Source organism: Streptomyces sp. NPDC016459, assembly GCF_040632845.1.
Taxonomy (GTDB): domain Bacteria; phylum Actinomycetota; class Actinomycetes; order Streptomycetales; family Streptomycetaceae; genus Streptomyces.
This window is the reverse complement of record NZ_JBEYCR010000007.1, coordinates 79503-102887: the sequence shown is the minus strand read 5'-3', so window position 1 is coordinate 102887 and position 23385 is coordinate 79503. Positions and strand designations below refer to the sequence as shown.

The following is a 23385-nucleotide window of genomic DNA, read 5'->3' as shown; positions in this document are numbered from 1 at the left end:
GCTCAGGACGGGGGCGGCGACCCGCAACGTACTGTCACCACCGGTGAACCCACTGTGAGGTGATTCCAGCGTGAACCAGTCGTGACGGTCTCGCAACTCACGGCGAACCGGGGCCCGCGCCGACCGTGCCCGCGCCGCCCCTCCCCGTCGGCGGCCGACGAGTGCGTCAGCGCCGCCCGGTGGCCCGCTTCAGCGCCGCGAGGAACCGGCCCGACTCCTCCGGGTCGCCCTCGCCGCCGCCCTCGTGATCGTCGCCCAGCGTCAGCCGGTAGCGGGTGCCGTTCACCGTCGCCACCGCCTCGTCGGCCCTCGCGAACCACGGGCGGCCGGCCCTGACCCTGCTGACGGGTGCGCTGTCGATCTCGCTGCCGTAACTCGTGAGCAGGGCGAGCCTGCCGTCCTCGATCCGGACCTCCCCGGCGCGCGTCAACGACCGCGGCCAGCGGTCGATCCGTACGCCCCTCGCGCTGAACTCAGCCTCCGCCATACCGATCCGCCCCTTTCACCCGGTTGTCGTTCCCAGTGTGCCCGGCCGCCCGTGCCCGCACCAGAGGCCCTTCCGCAAGTCATCCCTATGGACAGTCAAAGGAAACGTTTGCCCAGGTGAGAGGGGTATCGTCGGCACTGGACACCCAGTGGAAAGACCGAGGAGAGGCGCGCATGAGCACCACGGAGAACAACGTGGGGAACCGCGCGGGCGTCGCCGCGGTGACCGTCGACGTCGACCGCAGCGACCCGGCGTACCGGTCCTGGCTCAAGGAGGCCGTCCGCAAGGTCCAGGCCGACGCCAACCGCTCCGCCGACACCCATCTGCTGCGCTTCCCGCTCCCCGAGAAGTGGGGCATCGACCTCTACCTCAAGGACGAGTCCACCCACCCCACCGGCAGCCTCAAGCACCGCCTCGCCCGCTCCCTCTTCCTGTACGGCCTCTGCAACGGCTGGGTGCGGCCGGGGAAGCCCGTCATCGAGGCCTCCAGCGGCTCGACCGCCGTCTCCGAGGCGTACTTCGCGAAGCTCATCGGCGTGCCCTTCATCGCCGTCATGCCCCGCACCACCAGCCCCGAGAAGTGCCGGCTCATCGAGTTCCACGGCGGGCGGTGCCACTTCGTCGACGACTCGCGCACGATGTACGAGGAGGCCGCCGCCCTCGCCGAGCGCACCGGCGGCCACTACATGGACCAGTTCACCTACGCGGAGCGGGCCACCGACTGGCGCGGCAACAACAACATCGCCGAGTCCATGTACCAGCAGCTGAGGCTGGAGCGCTATCCGGAGCCCGCCTGGATCGTGGCCACCGCGGGCACCGGTGGCACCTCGGCGACCATCGCCCGCTACGTCCACTACATGCAGCACGACACCCGCATCTGTGTCGCCGACCCCGAGAACTCCTGCTTCTTCGACGGCTGGACGCACCACGACCCAGCCGCCACCGCGGACTGCGGCTCCCGCATCGAGGGCATCGGCCGCCCCCGGATGGAGCCCAGCTTCGTGCCCGGGGCCGTCGACCGCATGATGAAGGTCCCCGACGCGGCGAGCGTCGCCGCGGTCCGCGCCCTGGAGACCGCCATCGGCCGCAAGGCGGGCGGCTCCACCGGCACCGGCCTGTGGAGCGCCTTCAAGATCATCGCCGAGATGGTCGCGCACGACCGGACCGGCAGTGTCGTCACCCTGATCTGCGACCCCGGCGAGCGGTATCTCGACAAGTACTACTCCGACGACTGGCTTGCCGCCCAGGGCCTCGACATCGCCCCGTACAGCGCCGCTATCGAACGGTTCCTGGTGTCCGGGTCCTGGCCGGAATGAGCCGTCGGTCCAGCCGGCGCGCCGCGTCCCGGAACGACAGCCCGACGCCGGGCCCCGCGAGCCGCAGCCCCAGCCGGAACGGGGCCGCGCCGTCCGCCGCCATGGTCCACCGAAGCCGGGTGCCCCGGCCCGAGGGGGAGAGGACCCACTCCTCCGCGAGGGCCGTGACGCCCGGGGCGTTGGTGGCGTCCACCCGATAGGCGTACCGGACGTCCGGCTCGGTGGCCAGGACCGTCTCCTCGAACGCGATCCCGCCCCGCAGCCGGACGGTCCTGCCGGCCCCGTCGCCGGTGGGGACGGCGGAGACGACCGCCGTGAACCAGGCGGGCATGCTCCCCACCTCCACGGCGAGCGACCGGTAGACGGCCGAGGGCGGTGCCGCCAGCGTCGCGGTGAAGACCAGGCGGACGGGCGCGGATGCGGTGAAGTCGAGCTCCACCGGCCTCAGTCGGCGTGCCATGGACCGAACCTCCCCAGGACGGAAGCGAAAGAGCACCGTAGCTGACGAACTGTCAACAGCACAGGGGGCGACCGCGTCATCCGGTGCCTGTCAGGCCGAGCGCGGGGCCCGGCGGCCGTCGCAAGCAGCCCGGCGCCTGACACCCGGCGCCCGGCACTGCACGCTCCGCACCTGACGCCCGGAGCCCGGCGCGCCCGGCGCCCGCCGGGCGTCGCAAGTCGTGCGCCGGCCGCCGACCGCCGACCGCCGCCCGGAGCGGACTCAGTCCCTCCCCAGCAACCCGTCCACCGCTCTGCCGAACAGGACCCGTCCCGCCCGCGCAACCACCGGATCGAAGACCTTCGGCACCCCCCGTACGGACAGCTCCTCCGTCCACACCACCCGGCTGCCGCCGGGCAGCTCCGTCACCTCGACCAGGGCCCACCCCCGTACCACGCGGCCGGACTTCTCCAGCCGGCACGCACCCGGCCGACCGGCCCCCGGGGGTTCCCAGCGCACGACCTCCATCGGGTCGTCGAAGGCGAGGCGACCGATCCCGGTACGGGCGGTGAACCGGGTACCGGCCCGGTTCGGCCCCGGCGTCAGCACCCTCGTCCGCGTCAGCGGCACCAGACGCCCGTGCGCAGGCCAGTCCGTCAGCCGCCGCCACACCTCCCCCGGCGCCAGCGGCACCGTCCGCTCGACCCGGAAGCGGCTCACGCCTGGTCCTCGCCCGCCACCACGAGGCCGGGCAACTGCTCGGCCACCTCGGCCCGTACGCCTTCGGGTAGACCGCGGTCCGTCACCCACGTGTCCACGTCCTCGAGCGCGGCGAAGGAACTCAGGCCCACCGTCCCCCACTTGGTGTGGTCGGCGACCACCACCACCCGGCGCGTCGACCGCACCAGGCACCGGTTGGTCTCCGCCTCCGCCAGGTTCGGCGTCGAGAGGCCGGCCTCCACCGAGATGCCGTGCACCCCGAGGAACAGCAGGTCGAAGTGGAGCGAGCGGACCGCCCGGTCAGCCACCGGCCCCACCAGGGCGTCGGACGGCGTGCGCATCCCGCCCGTCAGGACCACCGTCGCCGCCCCGCGCCGGGACTCGCCCCCGCTGTTCGCGAGCTGGGCCTCGTGGAAGACGTCCGCGACCCGGACCGAGTTCGTCACCACCGTCAGGTCCGGGACGTCGAGCAGATGTCGGGCCAGGGCGAAGGTCGTCGTCCCGCCGGACAGGGCGATCGCCGTGCCCGGCGCGACCAGGGCCGCCGCGACCCGGGCGATCTCGTCCTTGGCACTCGGTTCGAGCACCGACTTGGCCTCGAAGCCAGGCTCGTGGGTACTCGCCTCGACCACCGGGACGGCCCCGCCGTGCACCTTCTCCAGCATGCCCTGCCGGGCCAGCGCGTCGAGGTCGCGGCGGATCGTCATGTCCGAGACGCCGAGGCGACGGGTCAGTTCGTTGACCCGGACACCGCCGCGCCGCCGGACCTCGTCGAGGATCAGGGCGCGCCGCTGCTCCGCGAGGAGGTTCTGGTTGTCAGTCACCGCCGGGGCCGGTCCTTCCGCAGGAGACAGGGGGATGGGTGTCGGATTCGGTGAGGAACGGTGCGCGGACGCACATCGTCCGCGATCCTGGTGCCGACGTCGCATCTTCCCACCCTGAGAGGAAGTCCCCTCAGTGTCCCCTGCCACACCCGCCCCGGAGAGCGGGGGCGCGGCGCTCGAACTCCTCGTCCACGGAGTCGGCGGAGCCACCCCCCAGGACATGCTCGACGACCCCAGGACCGTACGGATCACCGGCGACCGGACCGCCGCCGTGTACCGGCGGGCGGAGGACCTCGACGCCGAGATCCACCCCCGGCGGTACGCGGCACGCCCCATCCCGGAGGCGTACTGCTGGTCCAATCTGACCTCGGGCGACGGCGCCCGAGCCTTATGGCTGCTGCTCCTGCCGTTCATGGTGGTCAACCTGGCGCACTGGATGCGCCCGCCCGCCCGGGGCCGCCGCGGGGCGGTCCGGCTGTACGGGGTCCTCGTCCGGCTCGTCGCCCTCACCCTCACCGTGCTCCTCACAGCCGCCGCCTGCGAGGTCGCGCTCGACCTGACGGCCTGGCAGTGCGCCGGGACCGCCGCCTGCGCCGACACGTACCCCTGGCTCGGTTTCCTCTCGGCGGACCGCGGCGGCTGGTGGTCCGCCCCGGGCCGTCGTCTCGCCCTCGCCGCCCTGGTGCCGGCCGCCCTCGTCGGCCTCCTCTGGTACCTGTCGAACCGCACCTGGAGCGCGTACGAGGCCCAGCGCCCGCCCACCGGCTACGACGCCCCCACGGCGGAACCGCCGACCGGCACGGAGACGACCGGCACGGAGACGCCCGGCACGGAGACGCCCCGTACGGAGACGCCCGGCGCCGCCGCCACCGGGACGGCCGCCACCGCGACGGCCACCACCGCCTCCGACCCGGCGACGACCGGGATCCCGGCGCCGGAAGGCGGTCAGGACCCCGGCGAGCGGCGGCCCGCCCTCGGCCGCCCCGGTTTCTGGTACGGGCGCAGGCTCGTCGCCCGTCTCAGAGCCGCCCACACCGCCGCCGGCTTCCTCACCATCTCCGCCGCCCTCGCCACCGCGACCGCACGGCACGACGCCACCACCCCAGGTACCGGTTCCGGCGCCGCCGCAGGACCGGCCCTCCAGGCCGCCGTCATCGCCCTGTCCGTACTCGTCGTCTGGGTCGTCTGCCGTCGCGGCCGCAGCGAACGCCGGCTCGACCTGTGTGTCGAACGCGCCCTCGTCACCTGGCTGCCCGGCGCCTCACTCGCCCTCCTGGTGCTCACCGCCCTGCACGCCGGCTGGTCCCGCCGCGGCTGGGCGTCCACCGGCACCCTCCCGGGCGACGCCTTCTTCGGCGCCCTCACCCTCGCCCAGGGCGGCCTCGTCGTCGCCCTCGGCGTGGTCGCCCTGCTGCTCCAGCGACCCGGGAGGAACCCGCGTACGGCGCTGCGCGGACTCGGCGGCCCCGCCGTCGCCATGCTCGCCTGCGCCCTCGCCGGAGTCATGACCGGGGGAGTGGCCCAGCGCGTCGCCGACTGGCTCGACGGCCCCGGCGTCGCCCACGGCGGCCCCCGGATCGCCCCGCCCGTGCTGCTCAGCTGGCAGGCGTCCGTCATCCCCGTGCTGCTCCTGCTGCTGCTCGCTCCGGCCGCCCTCCTCGCCGTACGGACCGCGCTCGCCGCCCGGCGGCTGCGCACCACCGTCGAGGCCGACTACGACACCGCGGACGAACGCGACCCGGTCCGTACGGGACAGATCGCGTCCGGCCGGGCCCGGGCCGCGCTGACCGACTCCGCGCCCGTCCTCGTCGGCGTCGTCTCCGGCGCCACCCTGCTCCTCGGAGCCGCTTCCGTCGCCGGTGCCTGGACCAGCGGAAACGTCCCCGGGCGGGCCTTCGACGGTGCCCATCCGGCCGTCGCGTCCCTGGCCTCCGCCGCCCAGGCCCTCGGTTCCTGGATGATCGGCTTCGGCTTCCTGCTCTTCGTCACCTGGGGCCGCCGCGCCTACCGGGACGCCTCCGCCCGCCGGACCATCGGCATCCTCTGGGACGTCGGCACCTTCTGGCCCCGCGCCGCCCACCCCTTCGCTCCGCCCTGCTACGCCGAACGCGCGGTCCCCGACCTGATCTGGCGGATGAACTCCTGGACCCGGAGCACCGGCGGACGGCTCGTCATCTCCGGGCACTCCCAGGGCAGCGTCCTCGCCGCGGCCGCCGTCTGGCAGCTGCCGCCCGCCACCCGGCGCCGGGTCGCGCTCCTCACCTACGGCTCACCCCTGGAGCGGCTCTACGGCCGCTGGTTCCCCGCCTACTTCGGACCCCAGGCGCTGCGCTCCCTGAACCGTACGGTGCACTGCTGGAACAACCTGTACCGAGCCACCGACCCCATCGGCGGGCCCGTCCGGGTCCCCGCGGAGGACGGCCGGCCGGCCGTGGACGCGGCCGTCCTGCTCGACCCCGTCGCCTACGGCCGCACTCGCAGGCACCCGCTGCCCGAACCGATCCTCGGCCACTCCGACTACCAGGCCGACCCGACGTTCGCCCTGCGGCGCACGGCCCTCCTCGACCAGCTGCTCCCCGCCATGCCCCGGCAGCGCGATCCCAACGAGACGGCCGATCAGGGGAGTTCCGGAAGGTCCTCCGGATAGAGCAGGGTCAGGTCGTCCGTGCTCACCTCGGCGAGCGCGGACACCCGCCCCGCGTGCCGCTCCACCATCGACTCGAACGTCTGCCGCGCCGTACGGCCGTTGCCGAAGGCCGGACCCTTCGGCAGCTTCGTGAAGTACACGAGCAGCGCCTCGTCCGTCCCCGGGGCGAGCCGGTACTCGTGCTCGTCCGCCTGCTGCCCCACGATCCGCAGCAGCTCGTCCGGAGCGTAGTCACCGAAGCTGATCGTCCGTGAGAAACGGGACGCCACGCCGGGGTTGACGGTGAGGAAGCGCTCCATCTCCGCCGTGTAGCCCGCGACGATGACGACGACCGCGTCCCGGTGGTCCTCCATCAGCTTCACCAGCGTGTCGATCGCCTCCCGGCCGAAGTCACGCCCCGAGTCCTCCGGCGACAGGGCGTACGCCTCGTCGACGAACAGCACCCCGCCCCGCGCCCGGTCGAAGGCCTCCTGGGTACGGATCGCCGTCGACCCGATGTGCTCACCGACCAGGTCCACCCGGGACACCTCCACCAGGTGCCCCCGCTCCAGCACGCCGAGGGAGGCCAGGATCTCGCCGTACAGCCGGGCCACCGTCGTCTTGCCCGTGCCGGGGTTGCCCGTGAAGACCAGATGGCGGCGGACCGAGGCCGCCTTGAGACCGGCCTCCTGACGTCTGCGCCCCACCTCGATCATGTTCGTGAGGGTGCGTACCTCCAGCTTGACGCTCTCCAGACCCACCAGGGCGTCCAACTCGCCCAGCACGTCCTGTGACGAACGGGAAGCGGGCACCGGCTCCGGGACCACCGGCGCCGCCGCTGCCGTGGGGCGCGGCGCGGGCACCGTCCCGAGCAGCCCGGCCGGCTGGGTGGCCGTCAGGACCGTCCCCCCGTCGGGTACGGAGGAGCGGACCGCGCTCTCGTCACTGGTGCAGTCCTCCGCGCTCGTCCCCTCCTCGGGGAACTCGTACCCGCCGCGCGCGCACCGCTCCGTACGGCACTTGCGCAGCGTGGTCCTGCAGCCCTCGGTGACGTGGAACCCGTATCCGCCGCTGCCGGTGACCCGGCAGCCGTGGAAGGAGCCGCGTCCCTCGGCCGACACGTAGAACCCGGCCTCGGCGGGCGAGGTGACCGTGCACCGCTCGATGGTGGGGTCGGCGCCCTTGGTGACGATGACGCCCGTCTGCACGGAGTCGATGGTGCAGCCGCCGAGGGTGCCGCCGCTGCCGTGGTCCCGGAACCAGGCGCCCGTCGACGCCTCCCGGATCCGGCAGTCGTCGAGCTGCGCCGTCGCCCCGTCGCTCACCGACACCGCCGTGTTCCGCACCTGTGACAGGTCGCTGTCGACGACGTCGACCCGGGAGCCCCGGTCGAGGACGAACAGCGCGTCCGGTACGTCGTGCACCCGGCAGGCGTCGAGGACGGCGGTCGCCCCGTCGCTCACCCACACCGCCGGGTAGTCGCCCGTACTGTCGTGGATCTCGCACTGGTTGGCGTCCACCCGGGTCCCCGGGTCCCACACCGAGAGGCCGTTGCGGCCGAAACGGCGGACCGTCGACCGGGTCAGGGTGAGCACCGAGCGGGAACGCAGGTCGACGGCGTTCTCGGGGATGTCGTGGATGTCGCAGTCCGAGAGCGTGAGCACCGCGTCCGTGTCGAGGGTGATGCCGTCCGCCGACGTGCGGTGCACGGAGGAGTCCGTGAGGTGCGCGGTCGCGCGGGCCGCGATCTGGAGGCCGGCGCCCTTGATCTCGTACACCTCGCAGCCGATGCCCTCCAGGGCGCTGCCCTCGCCGGTGACGGCGATCCCGGCGCCGGAGGCGTGGTGCACCCGGCAGCGTTCGAACCGCGGATGCGCCCCGCCGCGCACCGAGATGCCCGCCTGTCCGGCGGAGACGACCTCGCACTCCTCGAACACCCCGCCGGCCCCGTCGAGTACGGCGATGCCGACCCCGGCGGGGTTGTCGACCGTGCAGCGGCGAACCGTCGGCCGGGCCGCGCCCCGCACCTCGATCCCGGCGGCCGAGCGGGTCATGATCCGCAAATCGAGCAGCTCGGGCGTGCCGTCCTCGACGAGCAGGGCCGGAGCGGCGACGTCCTGCCCCTCGATGTGGAGGTCCTGCACGGTGACGGAGGCGCGGAGCGTCAGCGCCACCCCGTCCGGCGGCGCGATCCGCACCGAGCCGACCCCGCCCTCGGGGCCGCGCAGGGTGACGGCCCGGTGCACCACGAGGTTCTCCCGGTAGGTGCCCGGCGCGACGGTGAGCACGTCCCCGTCCCCGGCGGCCTCGAGCGCCGCGGCCAGCGAGGGGTACTCACCCGTGCGGCGCCGCCACCGCGATGTGCCGGTGTGCGTCACCTGGACCGTGCCCTGTGCCATGGGTGTGTCCTGCCCCCGCCTCATGCCTCGCCGCTGATCGGATGCCCCACCGTAGCGCGCGCGGGGCGGCCGGGTTGACGGGTCACCGACGAGCACCCCTCCGCGCTCAGCTGCCCGTTCCCGCGCGGCCCCGGTCCGGCCCGGTCGCCGCCCACGTCCGGTCGGGACGCGCGTACCGCAGCGGCACCAGCCGGCGTACGGCGAGGCGGCGGACGGTCTCCACCAGGAGACCCGTGAGCAGTGCTCCCAGGTCGGGGTCCCGCGTCCCGGCCGGACGTCCGACGCGCTCCGGGGGCCGCGCCGGGTCCGCATCTCAGTCCAGGATCTTGACCTCGTCGCCGACCCGGACCGTGCCGGTGTGCTCGGGGACGAGGTTCTGGCCGAAGATGACCCGGCCGTCGTTCCTGCGGTGCAGGGCGAGGGCCCGCAGGGGTTCCTTGCCCCGCTCGGCGGTGGACTGGTCCGTCGTGGTGACGACACACCGCCCGCAGGGCCTCGCGACCCGGAAGGTGACCTCTCCGACGCCGAGCCGCGTCCAGCCGTCCTCCTCCCAGGGGGAGGTCCCCCCGATCACCAGGTTCGGCCGGAACCGGTTCATCGGGAGGGGGCCCTCGTGGGCGTGGTCCCCCTGCGCGACGAGGGAGTTGAGGGCGGCGAGCGAGGACGTGGTGACGACGAGCAGCGGATAGCCGTCCGCGAAGCTCACCGTCTCGCCGGGCAGGGCGTACGCCGGGTCGACGGGACGTCGGTGCTCGGGGGCGTCCATGTGGACGAGCCGGAACTCGCCCTCCAGGAACGCCGAGAGCCAGCCTCCCGCCGCCGCGTGGGCCGGGACGGCCTCCACGGGCTTGTCGAAGACGTCCACCGTGAGGGTGGCCGAGGGGTGCGGCACCTCGACCGTCAGGGGCGGGTGGCCGGGCGCGGACAAGGTGACTCCGCCGCCCGGCAGCGGCTCCGCCGTGGCCAACGCCATCCGGGGGTGACGGCGTTGGGTGACCACCTTGCCCGCGGCGTCGACGACGGCCCAGCGGCGGTCCCCGGCCAGCCCCCAGGGCTGGACCTCGGCCTCCGCGGGAGCCAGCGCGCGCATGGCCTTCACCGGATGGACGTGGATGGAGCGGAGCGCAGGAGTCGGCATACCGTCATCCTGCCAGCAGCTCCGGACCTCCCGCGGTCCGGTGCGGGGCGCCGGTCAGTAACCCCCGCCCTGGTAGGGACGGTTGTACGGGTCGTCGTACGGGAAGGGGGCGGGTACCGGCGCCGGGGCGGGCCGGGGCGCCGCCGGGCGCATCGACTCGTACCCGGCGGGCGCCGGACGGGGCTGCTGCGGGTACTGCTGGCCCTGGTAGCCGCGCGGGGCCACCTGCTGCTGCGGGATGTACGGGGCGGGCGCGTGCTGCAGGGGCACGGGGGCCATCTGCGGAGAGGGCTGCGGGTAGCCGTAACCGCTGCCGTAGGAGGGCTGCGGGGTGGGCGCCGCCGGAAGGGCGGGCAGGGCGGAGGGAAGCGCCGGCAGGTAGGAGCCGCTCACGGAAAAGCTGCTGCCGGTGTCGTAGGCGGCGGGCACTCGGATCGGGGCGATCTGAGGCGTGCCCCGCTCCGCGACCAGGGAGTCGTAGATCGGGGTGTCCGGGAAGGACGGCGCGGTGTGGTAACCGCCTCCATAGGTGGAGCGGGGGGAGGTCATGGCACATAAGTTAAGCCCACGATGTGCTGGTTGGGGAGCCCGATTAGCGGGTTGTTTGACGGGCTTCGTGCGGAAGTGGATCCCCAATCAGAGCGAACGTGCCAAAAACGGGCGGCGCTGGGAGCCAAGATCGTGTAAAAGCCGAGTTCGGAGGGGGTTACCGGCGGGTCGGACCGTCCCGTTCCGGTGCGGCGGCCCTGGCATGAAGAAGAGATAAAGAAAAAGTGCGGAGAAGGCGAGCGGGAAGTGATCATGGGCATGCTTAGACGTCAATCCGCAGCCTCTCCGGGCTCACGCGCACGCGCCGAATTGACGGCGCTACTCCCCGTGTCGGAAAACCCTTTCCGGGCTGAGCCCTCCTCGGACGCGACCGGCGGCCGGCCGGTCACCTGTCCGGGGCCGTCTCCGGGCGCGGGTACGTCCGCCCCTTCCAGGCCGCCCCGACGCCCCGGTGGTGCCGCAGCGCCGAGTCCACCGTCATCAGGAGATAGAGGAACGCGGTGAACGGCAGCAGCGGAGCGAGCCACAGCTGCTGCCGGTAGTAGCGGAGCATCGGCGCGTACGTCCCCGCCATCACCATCCAGGCCGCACCACCCGCCCAGGCCGCCACCGGGTCCCCGCCCAGCACGCCCGCCACCAGGGCCACCGGCGGCACCAGGTAGACGAGAACGAGACCCGCCACCGTCCCCGCGAGCAGCAGCGGGCTGTGCCGCAACTGCGCGTACGCGCTCCGCGCGACCATCCGCCACAGCTCGTTGAGACCCGGGTACGGGCGGACGCTGTCGACCCGCTCCGCGAGCCCCAGCCAGATCCGGCCGCCGGCCCGCCGTACCGCCCGCGCCAACGACACGTCGTCGATCACCGCCTGCCGGATCGCCTCCGGGACGTCCGCCGCGTCCGCCGCCGCCGTCCGCAGCAGCACACAGCCCCCCGCGGCCGCCGTCGCCAGAGGCCGCGCCCGGTTGATCCACCGGAACGGGTAGAGCTGCGCGAAGAAGTAGACGAACGCCGGCACGACCAGGCGCTCCCAGGGACTCGTCACCCGGAGGCGGGCCATCTGCGACACCAGATCCAGATCGTTCTCCACCGCCGCCGACACGAGCAGCCGCAGACTGTCCGGTTCATGGGCGATGTCCGCGTCGGTCAGAAGCAGGAACTCCGGTCCCCGCGCGCGTGCCAGCGCCATGCCGTGCCGCAGCGCCCACAGCTTGCCCGTCCAGCCCCGCTCCGGCTCGCCCGGGGACACCACGGTCAACGGCAGCCCCTTGTACCCCTCGGCCAGCTCGGCGGCGAGCCTCCCCGTGCCGTCCGTACTCCCGTCGTCCACGAGGATCACCTCCGCGAGACCCGGATAGTCCTGCGCGAGCAGCGACGGCAGGCTCAGCGGCAGCACCCCGGCCTCGTCCCGCGCCGGCACCACGACGGCCACCTGCGGCCACCGGTCCTCGGCTCCCGCGGCAGTCGTGGTCTCCCCGCGCGCGTGGCGCCGGGCGATCGGCGGTAGCCGCTGGTCCGTGCGCCAGAAGAACCCCTGGCCCAGCAGCAGCCAACCCCACACGACCGACGAGCCGAGCGCGAACCAGGCGAGGGTGCTCATGCGCGGAGCATGCCCCAGATCGAGGGGGATGTAAGGCTCATCCGCTAGGGTGACCGGGTGAAGATCGCGCTCATGGACTCCGGAATCGGCCTCCTCCCGGCGGCGGCCGCGGTGCGGCGCCTCCGGCCGGACGCCGATCTGCTCCTGTCCAACGACCCCGACGGCATGCCGTGGGGCCCGCGCACACCGGAGGACCTCACGGGGCGCGCCCTGGCCGTCGCGCTCGCCGCCGCCGAGCACCGCCCGCAGGCGCTGATCGTCGCGTGCAACACCGCCACCGTGCACGCGCTGCCCGCCCTGCGCGCCGCCCTCGAACCGGCCATCCCCGTCATCGGCACCGTGCCCGCGATCAAGCCCGCGGCGGCGGGCGGCGGCAAGGTCGCCATCTGGGCCACCCCGGCCACCACCGGCAGCGCCTACCAGCGCGGGCTCATCCGCGACTTCGCCGACGGCGCCGAGGTCACCGAGGTGCCCTGCCCGGGGCTCGCGGACGCCGTGGAGCACGCCGACCCGCAGGCCGTGGACCGGGCCGTCGCCGCTGCCGCCGCGCTCACCCCCCGGGACGTCCGCGCCGTCGTCCTCGGCTGCACCCACTACGAACTGGTCGAGGAGCGCATCGTCTCCGCGCTCGAAGCCCGTCGCGCGCCCGGGCTGCCCGCCCTCGTCTTCCACGGCTCGGCGGACGCCGTAGCCGCCCAGGCACTGCGCCGCGTCGGCGCCGAACCGGCCCCCGACGCCGACCCCACCGGCAGCCTCTCCGTCCTGCTCAGCGGACGCCCCGGGCCCCTCCCCGCCACCGCGTTCGGCTACGCCGAAGGCCGCCTCCTCGGGGTGACCGCGCCCGCTCACTGAACGTGCGCGGACGACCTCGTTCCGACGCGCTGTTCCGGCCGGCCCCGAGTACGCTTCCCTTATGAGGGAGCACGCCCGGAACCAGCACGCCGACGAGCGGAGAACCGTCGTCTGGACCGGCCGCGCCACCAACCGCTTCCAGTGGGTGGCCGCGATCGCGGGCGCCGCCTGCATGGCCCTCGGCATCACCATCGCCGTGGAATCGCCCTGGACCTCCGGCATCGCGGCCCTCCTGATGGCCGTGATCGGCTGCGTCGTCGGTGGACTGCTCGTCCTCTTCGGCACGCTCGCCTTCGTCCATGTGGCCGTCAAGGTCGACGACCTCGCCATGGAGGTCCGCTGCGGCCACATCGGCCTTCCGCGCCGCCGCATCCTCCTCTCCCACATCGTCGGCGCCGACTTCGCACCGAGCGTCACCCCCCGCCACTGGGGCGGCTGGGGCTATCGCTGGCGCCCCGAGATGGGGACGGCCGTGGTCGTCCGTCGCGGCGAGGGCCTGGTCCTGCGCCTCGGCGACGGGCGTACGTTCACGGTGACCGTCGACGACGCCGAGTCCGCCGTACGTGTCATCCGCGACCGGCTCCGCCACCCGGCCCCACCGGGACCGCCGGCGGCGACGGGCGTCTGAACCCGTCCGCACCACGCCCCTTCGGCGTGCACGCGCCCGGCGCCGTGCCCAGGCGGCGGACGTACGGGCAGGTCACCGGGGTCGTCCCCGGCCCCTGCCGACCGCCTCGCCGACAGGAACGACCCGTAGACTCCGCAAGGTGAGCGCCACCATCACCCCCGTCGACCCGTCCGGAACCGACACCGCACCCACGCCGGCCTCCCGGCTGCGGCGGTTCGTGCGGCCCGGGGCGGCCCTGCTGTCCGGGTTCCTGCTCTACCTGAGCTTCCCGCCACGGCCTCTGTGGTGGCTGGCGCTGCCCGCCTTCGCCCTGCTCGGATGGACCCTGAGGGGCCGCCGCCTCCGCGCCGGCTTCGGCCTCGGATACCTCGCCGGGCTCGGCTTCCTGCTGCCGCTCCTCGTCTGGACCGGCGAGGAGGTCGGCGCCGGCCCCTGGGTCGCCCTGGCCGCCGTCGAGGCGCTCTTCGTCGCCGCCGCCGGACTCGGCGTCGCGGCCGTCTCCCGGCTCCCGGGGTGGCCGGTCTTCGCCGCCGCGGTGTGGATCATCGCGGAAGGGGCACGCGCGCGCGTGCCCTTCGGTGGATTCCCCTGGGGCAAGATCGCCTTCGGACAGGCTGACGGAGTCTTCCTGCCGCTCGCCGCCGTCGGCGGTACGCCGGCACTCGGCTTCGCCGTCGCCCTCTGCGGTTTCGGCCTGTACGAGACGTACCGCCGGATCCGGGGGCGCCGCGCCGCCGGCGCCGTCCCCCGCGGCCCGCTCGCCGTCGCCGTGCTGTCCGTCGTCGTCCCGGTCGGCGGCGCCCTCGCGGCCCTGCCCCTCGTCGACGACACGGCCGAGGACGGCACAGCGACCGTCGCCGCCGTCCAGGGCAACGTGCCGCGTCTCGGCCTCGACTTCAACTCCCAGCGCCGGGCCGTGCTCGACAACCACGTCGCCCGCACCCGCGAACTCGCCGCGGACGTCAAGGCCGGCCGTGCCCCTCAGCCCGACTTCGTCCTGTGGCCCGAGAACTCCTCGGACATCGACCCCTACGCGAACGCCGACGCCGCCGACGTCATCGACGGAGCGGTCCGGGCGATCGGCGTGCCGACCGTGATCGGCGCGGTCGTCGCCCCCGAGACCGGCAAGCTCCGCAACACCCTCATCGAGTGGGACCCGGAGCGGGGCCCGGTCGCCAGCTACGACAAGCGGCACGTCCAGCCGTTCGGCGAGTACATCCCGATGAGGTCACTCGTCCGCGTCTTCAACAGCAACGTCGACCGCGTGAGCCGCGACTTCGGCGCCGGTACGAAGGTCGGCGTCTTCGACCTCGCGGGGACCCGGGTGGGCCTCGCCACCTGCTACGAGGCGGCCTTCGACTGGGCCGTGCGGGACACCGTCACCGCCGGCGCGCAGCTCATCTCCGTCCCCAGCAACAACGCCACCTTCGGCCGCAGCGAGATGACCTACCAGCAGCTCGCGATGTCCCGCGTGCGGGCCGTCGAGCACAGCCGGTCGGTGGTCGTGCCCGTCACCAGCGGGGTCAGCGCCGTCATCCTTCCCGACGGCGAGATCGTCGCGGAGACGAGGATGTTCACCCCGGACGTCCTGGTCGAGAAGGTGCCGCTGCGCTCCTCGCTGACCCCGGCGACCCGGATGGGCACCCTGCCGGAGGCCCTGCTCGTGGCGCTCGGGGCCGCCGGCCTCGGCTGGTCGGTGTTCCGCTCCGCACGGGCCCGGCGTTCGCGGGCGGAATGATCCGGTTCCAGACGGAGCGCCCCGGTTCCGGGCGGATCATGCCGGATCGCGCGCCCTGGCAGGGGCAGGAACCTCCGTACGCCCATGATCTAGGGTCGGACGCATGGCTACCCCCGACTTCATCCGGTCCCTGCGCGAGAAAGCGGGACAGCAGCTCCTCTTCCTTCCCGGCGTGAGCGCCGTCGTCTTCGACGACCGCGGCCGGGTGCTGCTCGGCCGGCGTTCCGACAACGGACAGTGGGGGATCATCGGCGGCATCGTCGACCCGGGCGAGCAGCCCGCCGACTGCGCGGTGCGCGAGGTGTACGAGGAGACGGCCGTGCGCTGCGAGGTCGAGCGGATCGTGCTCGTCGAGACCCTCGACAGGCCGATCGTCTATCCCAACGGCGACGCGTGCCAGTTCATGGACGTGTCCTTCCGCTGCCGCGCGGTGGGCGGCGAGGCCCGGGTCAACGACGACGAGTCCACCGACGTCGGCTGGTTCGACGTGGACGACCTGCCCGAGATGGCGCGCTTCTCCCATCTGCGGATAGAGAAGGCGCTGGCCGACGAACCCACATGGTTCCGCACCACAGCAACCAGCTGAACTATGGGCTCGGCGCACATCGGTGGGGGAGAGAGCCCTTCGTAGGGTGCGGAGCATGAGCCCCGCACCCGCACCGGCGCCCCTGCCCCCGGCCCAGCCCCGCGCCGTCACCCTCGACCTCACCGGCCGCACCGCGCTCGTCACCGGCGCGGCCGGCGGCATCGGGCGCGCCTGCGCGCTGCGGCTCGCCGCCGCAGGGGCCGGGGTCAGAGCCGTCGACCGCGTGCCCGAGGGCCTGGAGACCCTGGCAGAAGAGGCCGCCGCGCTCCCCGGAAGCCTCGAACCCCGGCTCCTCGACCTCACCGACCTGGACGCCGCCGAGGCCGCCGCCGCGGGCACCGACATCCTCGTCAACAACGCCGGACTCCAGCTCGTCCGCCCCATCGAGGAATTCCCGCCGGACGTCTTCCACACCGTCCTCACCGTGATGCTGGAAGCGCCCTTCCGGCTCATCAGGGGCGCCCTGCCGCACATGTACGCCCAGGGCTGGGGCCGGATCGTCAACCTCTCCTCCGTCCACGGGCTGCGCGCCTCCCCCTTCAAATCCGCGTACGTGGCCGCCAAGCACGGCCTGGAGGGCCTCTCCAAGACCGCCGCCCTCGAAGCCGCCCCCCACGGGGTCACCTCCAACTGCGTCAACCCGGGCTACGTACGCACCCCACTCGTCGAACGGCAGATCGCGGACCAGGCCGCGGCCCACGGCATCCCCCCGGAGCGGGTCCTCTCCGAGGTCCTGCTGAAGGACTCGGCGCTCAAGCGGCTCATCGAACCGGAGGAGGTCGCCGAGGCCGTCCTCTATCTCTGCACCCCCCAGGCCTCGTTCATCACCGGCACCTCCCTCACCCTCGACGGCGGCTGGACCGCGCACTGAACGGTCGGCCGAACACGGTCCAGAAGGCTGTCCACAGGGGTGGTGCGACCACACCTACGGCAGGTATCCCTGTGTCCATGTCCCACGAACACGTCTCCTACCTGGAACTCCTCGCCCGGGGAGCGGCCACGGAGGCCTACGACCGGCCCGTGCTCCTCGCCCGTGCGAGCGGCGCGGGCCCCGAGGCGCTGGCCGGGCTCGAAGAGGCCAAGCAGCTCGCCCTGCGGGTCCGGGCCGAGCTGGAGGGACGGCGGCGGCGCGAGGCGGAGCTGTCCGCGCTCTTCGCCACCGCCCACGACCTCGCGGGACTCCGCGACCTCGACGCGGTACTGCGGGCCATCGTCCAGCGCGCCCGCTCCCTCCTCGGCACCGAGGTCGCCTATCTGAGCCTCAACGACCCGGCCGCGGGAGACACGTACATGCGGGTCACCGAGGGCTCGGTCTCCGCGCGCTTCCAGCAGGTCAGGCTGGGAATGGGGGAGGGGCTCGGCGGCCTCGTCGCCCAGACGGCCCGCCCGTACGTCACCGACGACTACTTCGAGGACCCGCGCTTCCAGCACACCCGGAGCATCGACGCGGCCGTACGGGACGAGGGCCTCGTCGCCATCCTCGGCGTCCCGCTCAGCCTCGGCAGCCAGGTCATCGGCGTCCTCTTCGCCGCCGACCGCAGGGCCAGGGTCTTCGAGCGCGAACAGGTCGCCCTGCTCGGCTCCTTGGCCGCGCACGCCGCCGTGGCCATCGACACGGCCAACCTCCTCGCCGAGACCCGCTCCGCCCTCGCGGAGCTGGAGCGCGCCAACGACATCATCCGCGAACACAGCGGAGTCATCGAGCGGGCCTCGGAGGTCCACGACCGGCTCTCCGAACTCGTCCTGCACGGCGGGGGCGTCCACGACGTGGCCGACGCCGTCTCCGAAGTCCTCGGCGGCACCGTCGAGTTCACCGAGGAAGGCGCCGGAGCCGTCCGCCGCGCCGGGGGCCACGCGGTCCGCGAGGGCGACGACTGGGTCGCCGCCGTCTCCGCGGGCGGCGAGACCCTGGGCGCCCTCGTCCTCCGCGGCCGGCCCGACCTCGACCCGGTCGACCAGCGCACCCTGGAGCGCGCCGCCCTCGTCACGTCCCTGCTGCTGCTCGCCCGCCGTTCCGCGGGCGAGGCCGAACAGCGGGTACGGGGCGAACTCCTCGACGACCTCCTCGACGCCCCCGACCGGGACCGCCGCCTGCTCAGGGAGCGCGCGGCCCGGCTCCGTACCGACAGCGAGGCCCCGCACGTCGTGCTCGCCGCCCGGATCGACCGGGAGGGCGGCGCGGCCGCCCCCGACGCCGGCGGCCGCGAGGGCGCCGACCGCCAGCGCCTGTGGTCGGCGGCCACCCACCTCGCCGCGACCCGCCACGGACTCGCCTCGGCACGCGACGGCGGTACGGTCCTGCTGCTGCCGCTCGGCCCGGGCGAGAGCGCCGCCGACCTCGCCCGGGGGACCGCGCGGAGCCTCGGCGGCACCCTGCGCGAACCGGTCACCGTCGGCGCCTCCGCGCCCGTGCGGGCCCCCCTGGACCGGCCGGGCGAGGTGGCCGTCGCGTACGGGGAGGCCCGCCGCTGCCTCGACGCGCTCGTCCTGCTGCACCGCGCGGGCCAGGGCGCCGCCGCCGAGGACCTCGGCTTCCTGGGCCTCCTGCTCGCCGACGGCCGGGACGTCGACGGCTTCGTCGACCGGACCATCGGCCAGGTCGTCGCGTACGACCGGCGCCGGGGCACCGACCTGGTCCGCACCCTGGACGCCTACTTCGCGAGCGGCATGAGCCCGGCCCGTACCAAGGACGAACTCCACGTCCACGTCAACACGGTGGCCCAGCGCCTGGAACGGGTCGGCCGGCTCCTCGGCCCCGACTGGCAGTCCCCGTCGCGCGCGCTGGAGATCCAGCTGGCGCTGCGCCTGCACGCCCTCGCGGACGCGGTCACCGGCACGTAGCGCACGGCGAAAGCCCCGTGCCCCGCCGGTGAAGGCGGGGCACGGGGCGCGCCCGTGGCGCCGGTCCGCGGATCAGACCTCGGCGCGGACGCGGGATGCCGTGGAGGTCCGCTCCTCGATCTCCCCGAGGTCACGGTCGCGGGTCTCCCGGGCGCAGGCGATGGCGACGATCGTGAGCAGCGCGGCGGCGATCACGTACAGGGCGATCGGGGTCGAGTTCCCGTAGTCGGCGAGGAGCGCGGTCGCGATGAGCGGGGCGGGCGCTCCGGCGGCCACGGAGGCGAACTGGGCGCCGATGGAGGCGCCGGAGTAGCGCACCCGGGTCGCGAACATCTCGGAGAAGAAGGCCGCCTGAGGCGCGTACATCGCCCCGTGCAGGATCAGGCCGACGGTGACCGCGAGCAGCAGGCTGCCGAAGGAGCCCCGGTCGATGAGGGAGAAGAACGGGAACATCCACGCCCCCACGCCGATCGCGCCGATCAGATAGACCGGCCGGCGGCCGATCCGGTCGGAGAGCGCGCCCCAGGCGGGGATGACGGCGAAGTGGACGGCGGAACCGATGAGGACCGCGTTCAGGGCGGTCTGCTTGGAGAGGTCGACCTCGGTGGTGGCGTACACGAGGATGAACGCCGTGATCACGTAGTACGAGATGTTCTCCGCCATGCGGGCGCCCATCGCGATCAGCACGTCCCGCCAGTGGTGCCTCAACACGGCGACCAGCGGCATCTTCTCGACCTGTCCGGCGACGGCCTTGCGCTCCTCGGCGGCGGCGAGGGCCGCCTTGAAGACGGGCGACTCGTCGACCGACAGCCGGATCCAGAGGCCGACGATCACGAGGACACCCGAGAGCAGGAAGGGAACGCGCCAGCCCCAGGACGTGAAGGCGGCGTCCGAGAGCAGCGCGGTCAGTGCGGAGAGCACACCGGTCGCGAGCAACTGCCCGGCCGGCGCACCGGTCTGCGGCCACGAGGCCCAGAACCCGCGCCGCTTGGCGTCCCCGTGCTCGGACACGAGCAGCACCGCCCCGCCCCACTCCCCACCGAGCGCGAAGCCCTGCACGAGCCGCAACACGGTCAGCAGCACCGGAGCGGCGGAGCCGATCGTCGCGTGCGTCGGCAAGAGTCCGATGGCGAACGTCGCCCCACCCATCAGCAGCAGGCTCAGCACCAGCAGCTTCTTCCGCCCGAGCCGGTCCCCGTAGTGCCCGAACACCAGCGCCCCGAGGGGCCGCGCGGCGAACCCGACCGCGTACGTCAGGAAGGACAGCAGCGTCCCGACCAGCGGATCGGACTCGGGAAAGAACAACTTGTTGAACACGAGCGCCGCGGCGGACCCGTACAGGAAGAAGTCGTACCACTCGATGGTGGTGCCGATGAGGCTGGCGGCGACGATCTTCTTGAGGGAGTTGGGTGGCGTAGGGGAGGGTGTTGCGGCGGCCATGTGCACCACTTCCAGGCATGTGCGGGGACGTTTCGGTGTCGCCATACCGTAGGAAGGGGCAGGTCAGGGGCGTATGTGGTGGGACACCATAGTTCGGGTCTGCCGTGTGCGCCCGGCCTCCATGGCCTGCTATTGCGACCCTACCGAAGGCCCGAGAGGGACCGAGAGAGGGGCTGTCCGGGTTGCACTGATCGGGCACGTTTTGGTGGTGCGGTGCTGACTCCCGTGCTGACTTGGTGCTGACTACGCAGCGTTGAACTCCGACATCTGCGACAGACCGGTTCCGATGGGTGCCCCTGCGCCCACCGGGGCACCGGTACAGGTACTTCGGCACACGGCCGCTGGGGCTCGACCCGGTAGCGAAGACGACGGCGCCCGCGCGAGGGTGGCGGACCGAGCGCCGGCAGCAGGCAGCGCGGACTTCTCCGGGGCATGGGAACGAGGCGACGGCAGCGCTGCGTGCTGCACCCGACGAGCTGCTTCGCGGCCTCGGCGACGACGTCGGTAGCGCCGACCGTAAGCAGTACCGTGCCTACCGGCGCTTGCGGGACTTCGCGTGCGTCAGCCACGCCCGTAAGCAGGAGGTCGTGGTGGCCCTTCGGTGAAGGACATCGACCTCGTCCCGGGATTCACGCGGGATGTGAGTCGGCTCGGGCACCACGGCACTGGGAACGTTGAGCTCCGGCTTCGCGCGGAGCGCGGCCTTCCGCATGCGGAACCACTCCTGAACGCGAGCTACGAGAACCCCTGAAGCGTGGTGCAGAAAGGGGTGTCCGGGCAGGTCGGGGCCGGGCCGCCGATGGCGGTCACGTAGACACCGGGCCGTATACGGGGTAGCCGGTGGTCGAAAGGTGGGGGTAGCACGGTCGCCTCGAGCTGTCGGACGCCGATAGCTTCGTGGCTGACCGCCATCGCTCAAAGACTTGGAGTCACCGACATGACGATGCGCCTACGCGTGCTTTGGGCTGTTCTCGCAGGTGGTTTGGCTGCGGCAGGGCTTAGTGGTTGCGGGCCAGGGGAGACCTTCGAAGACGACGCATCGCTGCAGGAGCAGATCACGTCTGTGCGGCTGGACACGGGTTCCGGCAGCGTCACGCTCCGCGGCCGAAAGGGCCTCGACAAGATCTCCGTGCACCGCGAGATCACCTATCACGGGGACAAACCCGATGGATCAACCCACCGGGTCGATCAAGGGCGGTTGATCCTCGAGGGTTGCGGCGACGACTGCAAGGTGGACTACACGGTGGAAGTGCCCGTCGGGGTAGCAGTCGACGGAGGAACCTCCAACGGCGATATCAGTCTGTCTGATGTGGGACTGGTAGACCTGAAGACCGGCTCAGGCGACGTCACGTTAGAAGGAGTAGCGGAAGGGGTGAAGGTCCGGACCTCCAACGGAAATATCAACGGGAAGGACCTGCACGGCAGCCGGATCGATGCAGAGACCTCCAACGGTGAGATCGACTTGACGCCCGGAAAGGCACAAGACATCCGTGCCAAAACCACAAATGGAGGGGTGAAACTCACTCTGCCCGACAGTAGTTACAGGCTCTTGGTACAGACCGGTAACGGCAACAAGGACATCAACGTCCGCAACGAGCCGTCCGGCGACCACCGGATCGAAGTGACCAGTGGCAACGGAGACATCTCCGTCAATCCCTCTTGAAGTGTCCCACCGATGACTGAGTCCGATGCCTGAGTCCATGGAGCACGGTGACTCACGCTCACCGGAAGAGCGTGGTCGAGTCCGCCCCTCCGGACAGATCCGCGCTGAGCCCGTCCGGCGTACTGAGTCCGGTGGCACGGCGGACCACCTTGTCCCCGCGCTGCGTTCATTCGGCGGGGCCGGCAACGGCAATCGCCCCAGTTCCCGCACCACGTCCGCCCGGAGGAACCCACCCGTGAGCCAGGTCCCGAACAACCCGTACGGTCAAGGGTCGCTGCCCCCCGGCCAGGCCGATCCCGAATACGGTCACTCCGGTGACGGCTACCTCGGTGAGGCCCGGCCCGCCGCGGCGCCGGTCCCCGGTGCCCCCGGTTACGCGTCCGACACCAGAGCCCCCTACGGCTACGACCCGTTTGGACGGCCGTACTCCGACAAGTCCAGGAACGTCGCGGGAGTGCTCTCCATCTTCCTGGGACCCCTGGGCTTCGGCCGCTTCTACACAGGCCACAACGGCATGGCGCTTTGTCAGCTCTTCACCCTGGGCGGACTCGGCGTTTGGACGCTGATCGACGGCATCATCCTGCTCACCGTCAGGGGCAAGACCGATGCCGAGGGCCGTGTCCTGCGCGGTTGACCGCCGGCACGATCAACTACGGCGGTGTCTGATCCGCAGCCGGCCGTGCCCCATGGTCCCGGAGATCCGGATGCGCGGCCCGCTCGATCCGCCGCGCAGCGGGGCCTTATAGGCCGGTTGCTTCCAACTGGCGTTCAGGCCACCGTAGTCGACCGTGGCATCGCGGGGCACAACGATCCAGGCCCACCCGTATTCCAGATGCAGCTCGATGTTGACCACCGGGTGCTTGATGACGGCGCGTGACAGGTCCAGGTACACCTTGCCCATCTTCGAGGTGACCTTGAAGACCTGCGGTACCTGCCATCCGCCGCGCCGCTGGATCAGCCCGCCGACGGAGTCCACGATGACGGTTGGACCCTCGTCCCTGGCGGGCAGTGAGGCCAGGGCGGACGCCAGCTCGCCGGGTGTCTCAGCGGTGAGCGCGACGTGCAGACGTGCGTCCATTTCCTCCTGAGGGATGTGCCCCTCGGAGTATGCCTCTTGGAGACGCTCGACAGTCATGTCGCGGTCAACCTCGGATACCCGCGGCGGCAAGTTTTCTGGCACGGAGGACATGACGCAACCATAGCGTCGGTCGCCTCGCGGTAGTCCAGTACGTACGAGAACATGCCTGCCTGCTGCCGGACTTGCGGGCTGACGGCGTGACGTCAAGCCCGCCGGGAGGCGGGATCCTTCACGTCGCCGCAGGTCACGTCGGGATGCAAGGTGTCTGCCAGTATTCTCTTGAGGTTTGACCCACTCCCTGTCTAAGGTTGTGACTCACGTGACGAAATGAAGTCAATTTCTGTGACGACTCAGGGGGGAGTCGGAATGGCTGTCGTGCACGGCGGAGAACGCCACCGAACCAGCGGACTGTAGAGCTGCGTCAGCACACGATCGGCATGTGCACCCTTCCCGGCTTCTCTCCC

General features: G+C 72.5%; 20 protein-coding genes. 10 read left to right on the top strand and 10 right to left on the bottom strand.

Annotated elements, in window-relative coordinates:
* Nucleotides 1–166: 166 nt before the first annotated feature.
* Nucleotides 167–487: a hypothetical protein gene (locus ABZ567_RS18995; protein ID WP_360791103.1), complete on the bottom strand. Its 321-nt coding sequence runs from the start codon at nucleotides 485–487 to the stop codon at nucleotides 167–169.
* 173 nt (nucleotides 488–660) lie between these two features.
* Here ABZ567_RS18995 and ABZ567_RS18990 point away from each other — a divergent pair, with 173 nt between their 5' ends.
* On the top strand, nucleotides 661–1803 hold the full coding sequence (locus ABZ567_RS18990; RefSeq protein ID WP_360791100.1) for a PLP-dependent cysteine synthase family protein: 1143 nt from the start codon (nucleotides 661–663) through the stop codon (nucleotides 1801–1803).
* Here the strand turns inward: ABZ567_RS18990 and ABZ567_RS18985 are convergent.
* The 3 genes from ABZ567_RS18985 to ABZ567_RS18975 form a co-directional block, all read right to left on the bottom strand.
* A complete protein-coding gene (locus tag ABZ567_RS18985) occupies nucleotides 1763–2263 on the bottom strand; it encodes an SRPBCC family protein (protein ID WP_360791097.1) in 501 nt (166 codons plus the stop codon). The two genes, ABZ567_RS18990 and ABZ567_RS18985, sit on opposite strands and share 41 nt — an antisense overlap.
* 261 nt (nucleotides 2264–2524) lie before the next feature.
* On the bottom strand, nucleotides 2525–2962 hold the full coding sequence (locus ABZ567_RS18980) for an SRPBCC family protein (RefSeq protein ID WP_360791095.1): 438 nt from the start codon (nucleotides 2960–2962) through the stop codon (nucleotides 2525–2527).
* Nucleotides 2959–3786 carry a DeoR/GlpR family DNA-binding transcription regulator gene (locus ABZ567_RS18975; protein ID WP_360791092.1) on the bottom strand — a complete coding sequence of 276 codons (828 nt, stop codon included), beginning with the start codon at nucleotides 3784–3786 and terminating at the stop codon, nucleotides 2959–2961. The genes ABZ567_RS18980 and ABZ567_RS18975 overlap by 4 nt, the downstream gene beginning before the upstream one ends.
* Before the next feature lie 133 nt (nucleotides 3787–3919).
* Between ABZ567_RS18975 and ABZ567_RS18970 the strand changes: the two genes are divergently transcribed.
* Nucleotides 3920–6433 carry a hypothetical protein gene (locus ABZ567_RS18970; RefSeq protein WP_360791090.1) on the top strand — a complete coding sequence of 838 codons (2514 nt, stop codon included), beginning with the start codon at nucleotides 3920–3922 and terminating at the stop codon, nucleotides 6431–6433.
* Here ABZ567_RS18970 and ABZ567_RS18965 read toward each other — a convergent pair.
* The 4 genes from ABZ567_RS18965 to ABZ567_RS18950 form a co-directional block, all read right to left on the bottom strand.
* Nucleotides 6403–8811: a right-handed parallel beta-helix repeat-containing protein gene (locus tag ABZ567_RS18965; RefSeq protein WP_360791087.1), complete on the bottom strand. Its 2409-nt coding sequence runs from the start codon at nucleotides 8809–8811 to the stop codon at nucleotides 6403–6405. The genes ABZ567_RS18970 and ABZ567_RS18965 overlap by 31 nt on opposite strands.
* Before the next feature lie 313 nt (nucleotides 8812–9124).
* Nucleotides 9125–9949: an MOSC N-terminal beta barrel domain-containing protein gene (locus ABZ567_RS18960; RefSeq protein ID WP_360791084.1), complete on the bottom strand. Its 825-nt coding sequence runs from the start codon at nucleotides 9947–9949 to the stop codon at nucleotides 9125–9127.
* 54 nt (nucleotides 9950–10003) lie between these two features.
* Entirely contained in the window at nucleotides 10004–10498 is a 495-nt protein-coding gene (locus ABZ567_RS18955) for a DUF6643 family protein (RefSeq protein WP_360791082.1), read from the bottom strand.
* A gap of 385 nt (nucleotides 10499–10883) precedes the next feature.
* The gene (locus ABZ567_RS18950; protein WP_360791079.1) at nucleotides 10884–12095 is read right to left on the bottom strand and encodes a glycosyltransferase; all 1212 of its coding nucleotides are present in this window, start codon (nucleotides 12093–12095) and stop codon (nucleotides 10884–10886) included.
* A 57-nt stretch (nucleotides 12096–12152) separates the two neighbouring features.
* Here ABZ567_RS18950 and ABZ567_RS18945 point away from each other — a divergent pair, with 57 nt between their 5' ends.
* The 6 genes from ABZ567_RS18945 to ABZ567_RS18920 all read left to right on the top strand — a co-directional run bounded on the left by ABZ567_RS18945 (nucleotide 12153) and on the right by ABZ567_RS18920 (nucleotide 18740).
* Complete coding sequence (locus tag ABZ567_RS18945) at nucleotides 12153–12947, top strand: aspartate/glutamate racemase family protein (RefSeq protein WP_360791076.1); 795 nt, start codon at nucleotides 12153–12155, stop codon at nucleotides 12945–12947.
* A 61-nt stretch (nucleotides 12948–13008) separates the two neighbouring features.
* On the top strand, nucleotides 13009–13575 hold the full coding sequence (locus tag ABZ567_RS18940) for a hypothetical protein (protein WP_360791073.1): 567 nt from the start codon (nucleotides 13009–13011) through the stop codon (nucleotides 13573–13575).
* Nucleotides 13576–13714: 139 nt separating this feature from the next.
* Complete coding sequence (lnt, locus tag ABZ567_RS18935; protein WP_360791070.1) at nucleotides 13715–15313, top strand: apolipoprotein N-acyltransferase; 1599 nt, start codon at nucleotides 13715–13717, stop codon at nucleotides 15311–15313.
* 103 nt (nucleotides 15314–15416) lie between these two features.
* On the top strand, nucleotides 15417–15899 hold the full coding sequence (locus tag ABZ567_RS18930) for an NUDIX domain-containing protein (RefSeq protein WP_360791068.1): 483 nt from the start codon (nucleotides 15417–15419) through the stop codon (nucleotides 15897–15899).
* A 55-nt stretch (nucleotides 15900–15954) separates the two neighbouring features.
* Nucleotides 15955–16770, top strand: coding sequence for a 3-hydroxybutyrate dehydrogenase (locus ABZ567_RS18925; protein WP_360791065.1), 816 nt, complete (start codon nucleotides 15955–15957; stop codon nucleotides 16768–16770).
* A 77-nt stretch (nucleotides 16771–16847) separates the two neighbouring features.
* Entirely contained in the window at nucleotides 16848–18740 is a 1893-nt protein-coding gene (locus ABZ567_RS18920; protein ID WP_360791063.1) for a GAF domain-containing protein, read from the top strand.
* Nucleotides 18741–18812: 72 nt separating this feature from the next.
* On the opposite strand, the gene ABZ567_RS18915 is transcribed toward ABZ567_RS18920, so the two are convergent.
* The gene (locus ABZ567_RS18915) at nucleotides 18813–20180 is read right to left on the bottom strand and encodes an MFS transporter (protein WP_360791060.1); all 1368 of its coding nucleotides are present in this window, start codon (nucleotides 20178–20180) and stop codon (nucleotides 18813–18815) included.
* Between the two features lie 937 nt (nucleotides 20181–21117).
* Here ABZ567_RS18915 and ABZ567_RS18910 point away from each other — a divergent pair.
* Together ABZ567_RS18910 and ABZ567_RS18905 are read left to right on the top strand one after the other, a co-directional pair.
* Nucleotides 21118–21843, top strand: coding sequence for a DUF4097 family beta strand repeat-containing protein (locus ABZ567_RS18910; protein ID WP_360791057.1), 726 nt, complete (start codon nucleotides 21118–21120; stop codon nucleotides 21841–21843).
* Nucleotides 21844–22078: 235 nt separating this feature from the next.
* Nucleotides 22079–22477 (top strand): TM2 domain-containing protein, encoded by a 399-nt coding sequence (locus ABZ567_RS18905; RefSeq protein ID WP_360791054.1) that lies wholly within the window; start codon nucleotides 22079–22081, stop codon nucleotides 22475–22477.
* A 12-nt stretch (nucleotides 22478–22489) separates the two neighbouring features.
* Here the strand turns inward: ABZ567_RS18905 and ABZ567_RS18900 are convergent, their stop codons facing one another.
* Nucleotides 22490–23032 (bottom strand): DUF1707 domain-containing protein, encoded by a 543-nt coding sequence (locus ABZ567_RS18900; protein WP_360791051.1) that lies wholly within the window; start codon nucleotides 23030–23032, stop codon nucleotides 22490–22492.
* Nucleotides 23033–23385 lie beyond the last annotated feature (353 nt).

Coding starts and splice junctions, on each gene's coding strand:
- ABZ567_RS18995 (WP_360791103.1), bottom strand. CDS start 487: ATGGCGGAGGCTGAGTTCAGCGCGAGGGGCGTACGGATCGACCGCTGG.
- ABZ567_RS18990 (WP_360791100.1), top strand. CDS start 661: ATGAGCACCACGGAGAACAACGTGGGGAACCGCGCGGGCGTCGCCGCG.
- ABZ567_RS18985 (WP_360791097.1), bottom strand. CDS start 2,263: ATGGCACGCCGACTGAGGCCGGTGGAGCTCGACTTCACCGCATCCGCG.
- ABZ567_RS18965 (WP_360791087.1), bottom strand. CDS start 8,811: ATGGCACAGGGCACGGTCCAGGTGACGCACACCGGCACATCGCGGTGG.
- ABZ567_RS18960 (WP_360791084.1), bottom strand. CDS start 9,949: ATGCCGACTCCTGCGCTCCGCTCCATCCACGTCCATCCGGTGAAGGCC.
- ABZ567_RS18955 (WP_360791082.1), bottom strand. CDS start 10,498: ATGACCTCCCCCCGCTCCACCTATGGAGGCGGTTACCACACCGCGCCG.
- ABZ567_RS18950 (WP_360791079.1), bottom strand. CDS start 12,095: ATGAGCACCCTCGCCTGGTTCGCGCTCGGCTCGTCGGTCGTGTGGGGT.
- ABZ567_RS18940 (WP_360791073.1), top strand. CDS start 13,009: ATGAGGGAGCACGCCCGGAACCAGCACGCCGACGAGCGGAGAACCGTC.
- ABZ567_RS18930 (WP_360791068.1), top strand. CDS start 15,417: ATGGCTACCCCCGACTTCATCCGGTCCCTGCGCGAGAAAGCGGGACAG.
- ABZ567_RS18925 (WP_360791065.1), top strand. CDS start 15,955: ATGAGCCCCGCACCCGCACCGGCGCCCCTGCCCCCGGCCCAGCCCCGC.
- ABZ567_RS18920 (WP_360791063.1), top strand. CDS start 16,848: ATGTCCCACGAACACGTCTCCTACCTGGAACTCCTCGCCCGGGGAGCG.
- ABZ567_RS18915 (WP_360791060.1), bottom strand. CDS start 20,180: ATGGCCGCCGCAACACCCTCCCCTACGCCACCCAACTCCCTCAAGAAG.
- ABZ567_RS18910 (WP_360791057.1), top strand. CDS start 21,118: ATGACGATGCGCCTACGCGTGCTTTGGGCTGTTCTCGCAGGTGGTTTG.
- ABZ567_RS18900 (WP_360791051.1), bottom strand. CDS start 23,032: ATGTCCTCCGTGCCAGAAAACTTGCCGCCGCGGGTATCCGAGGTTGAC.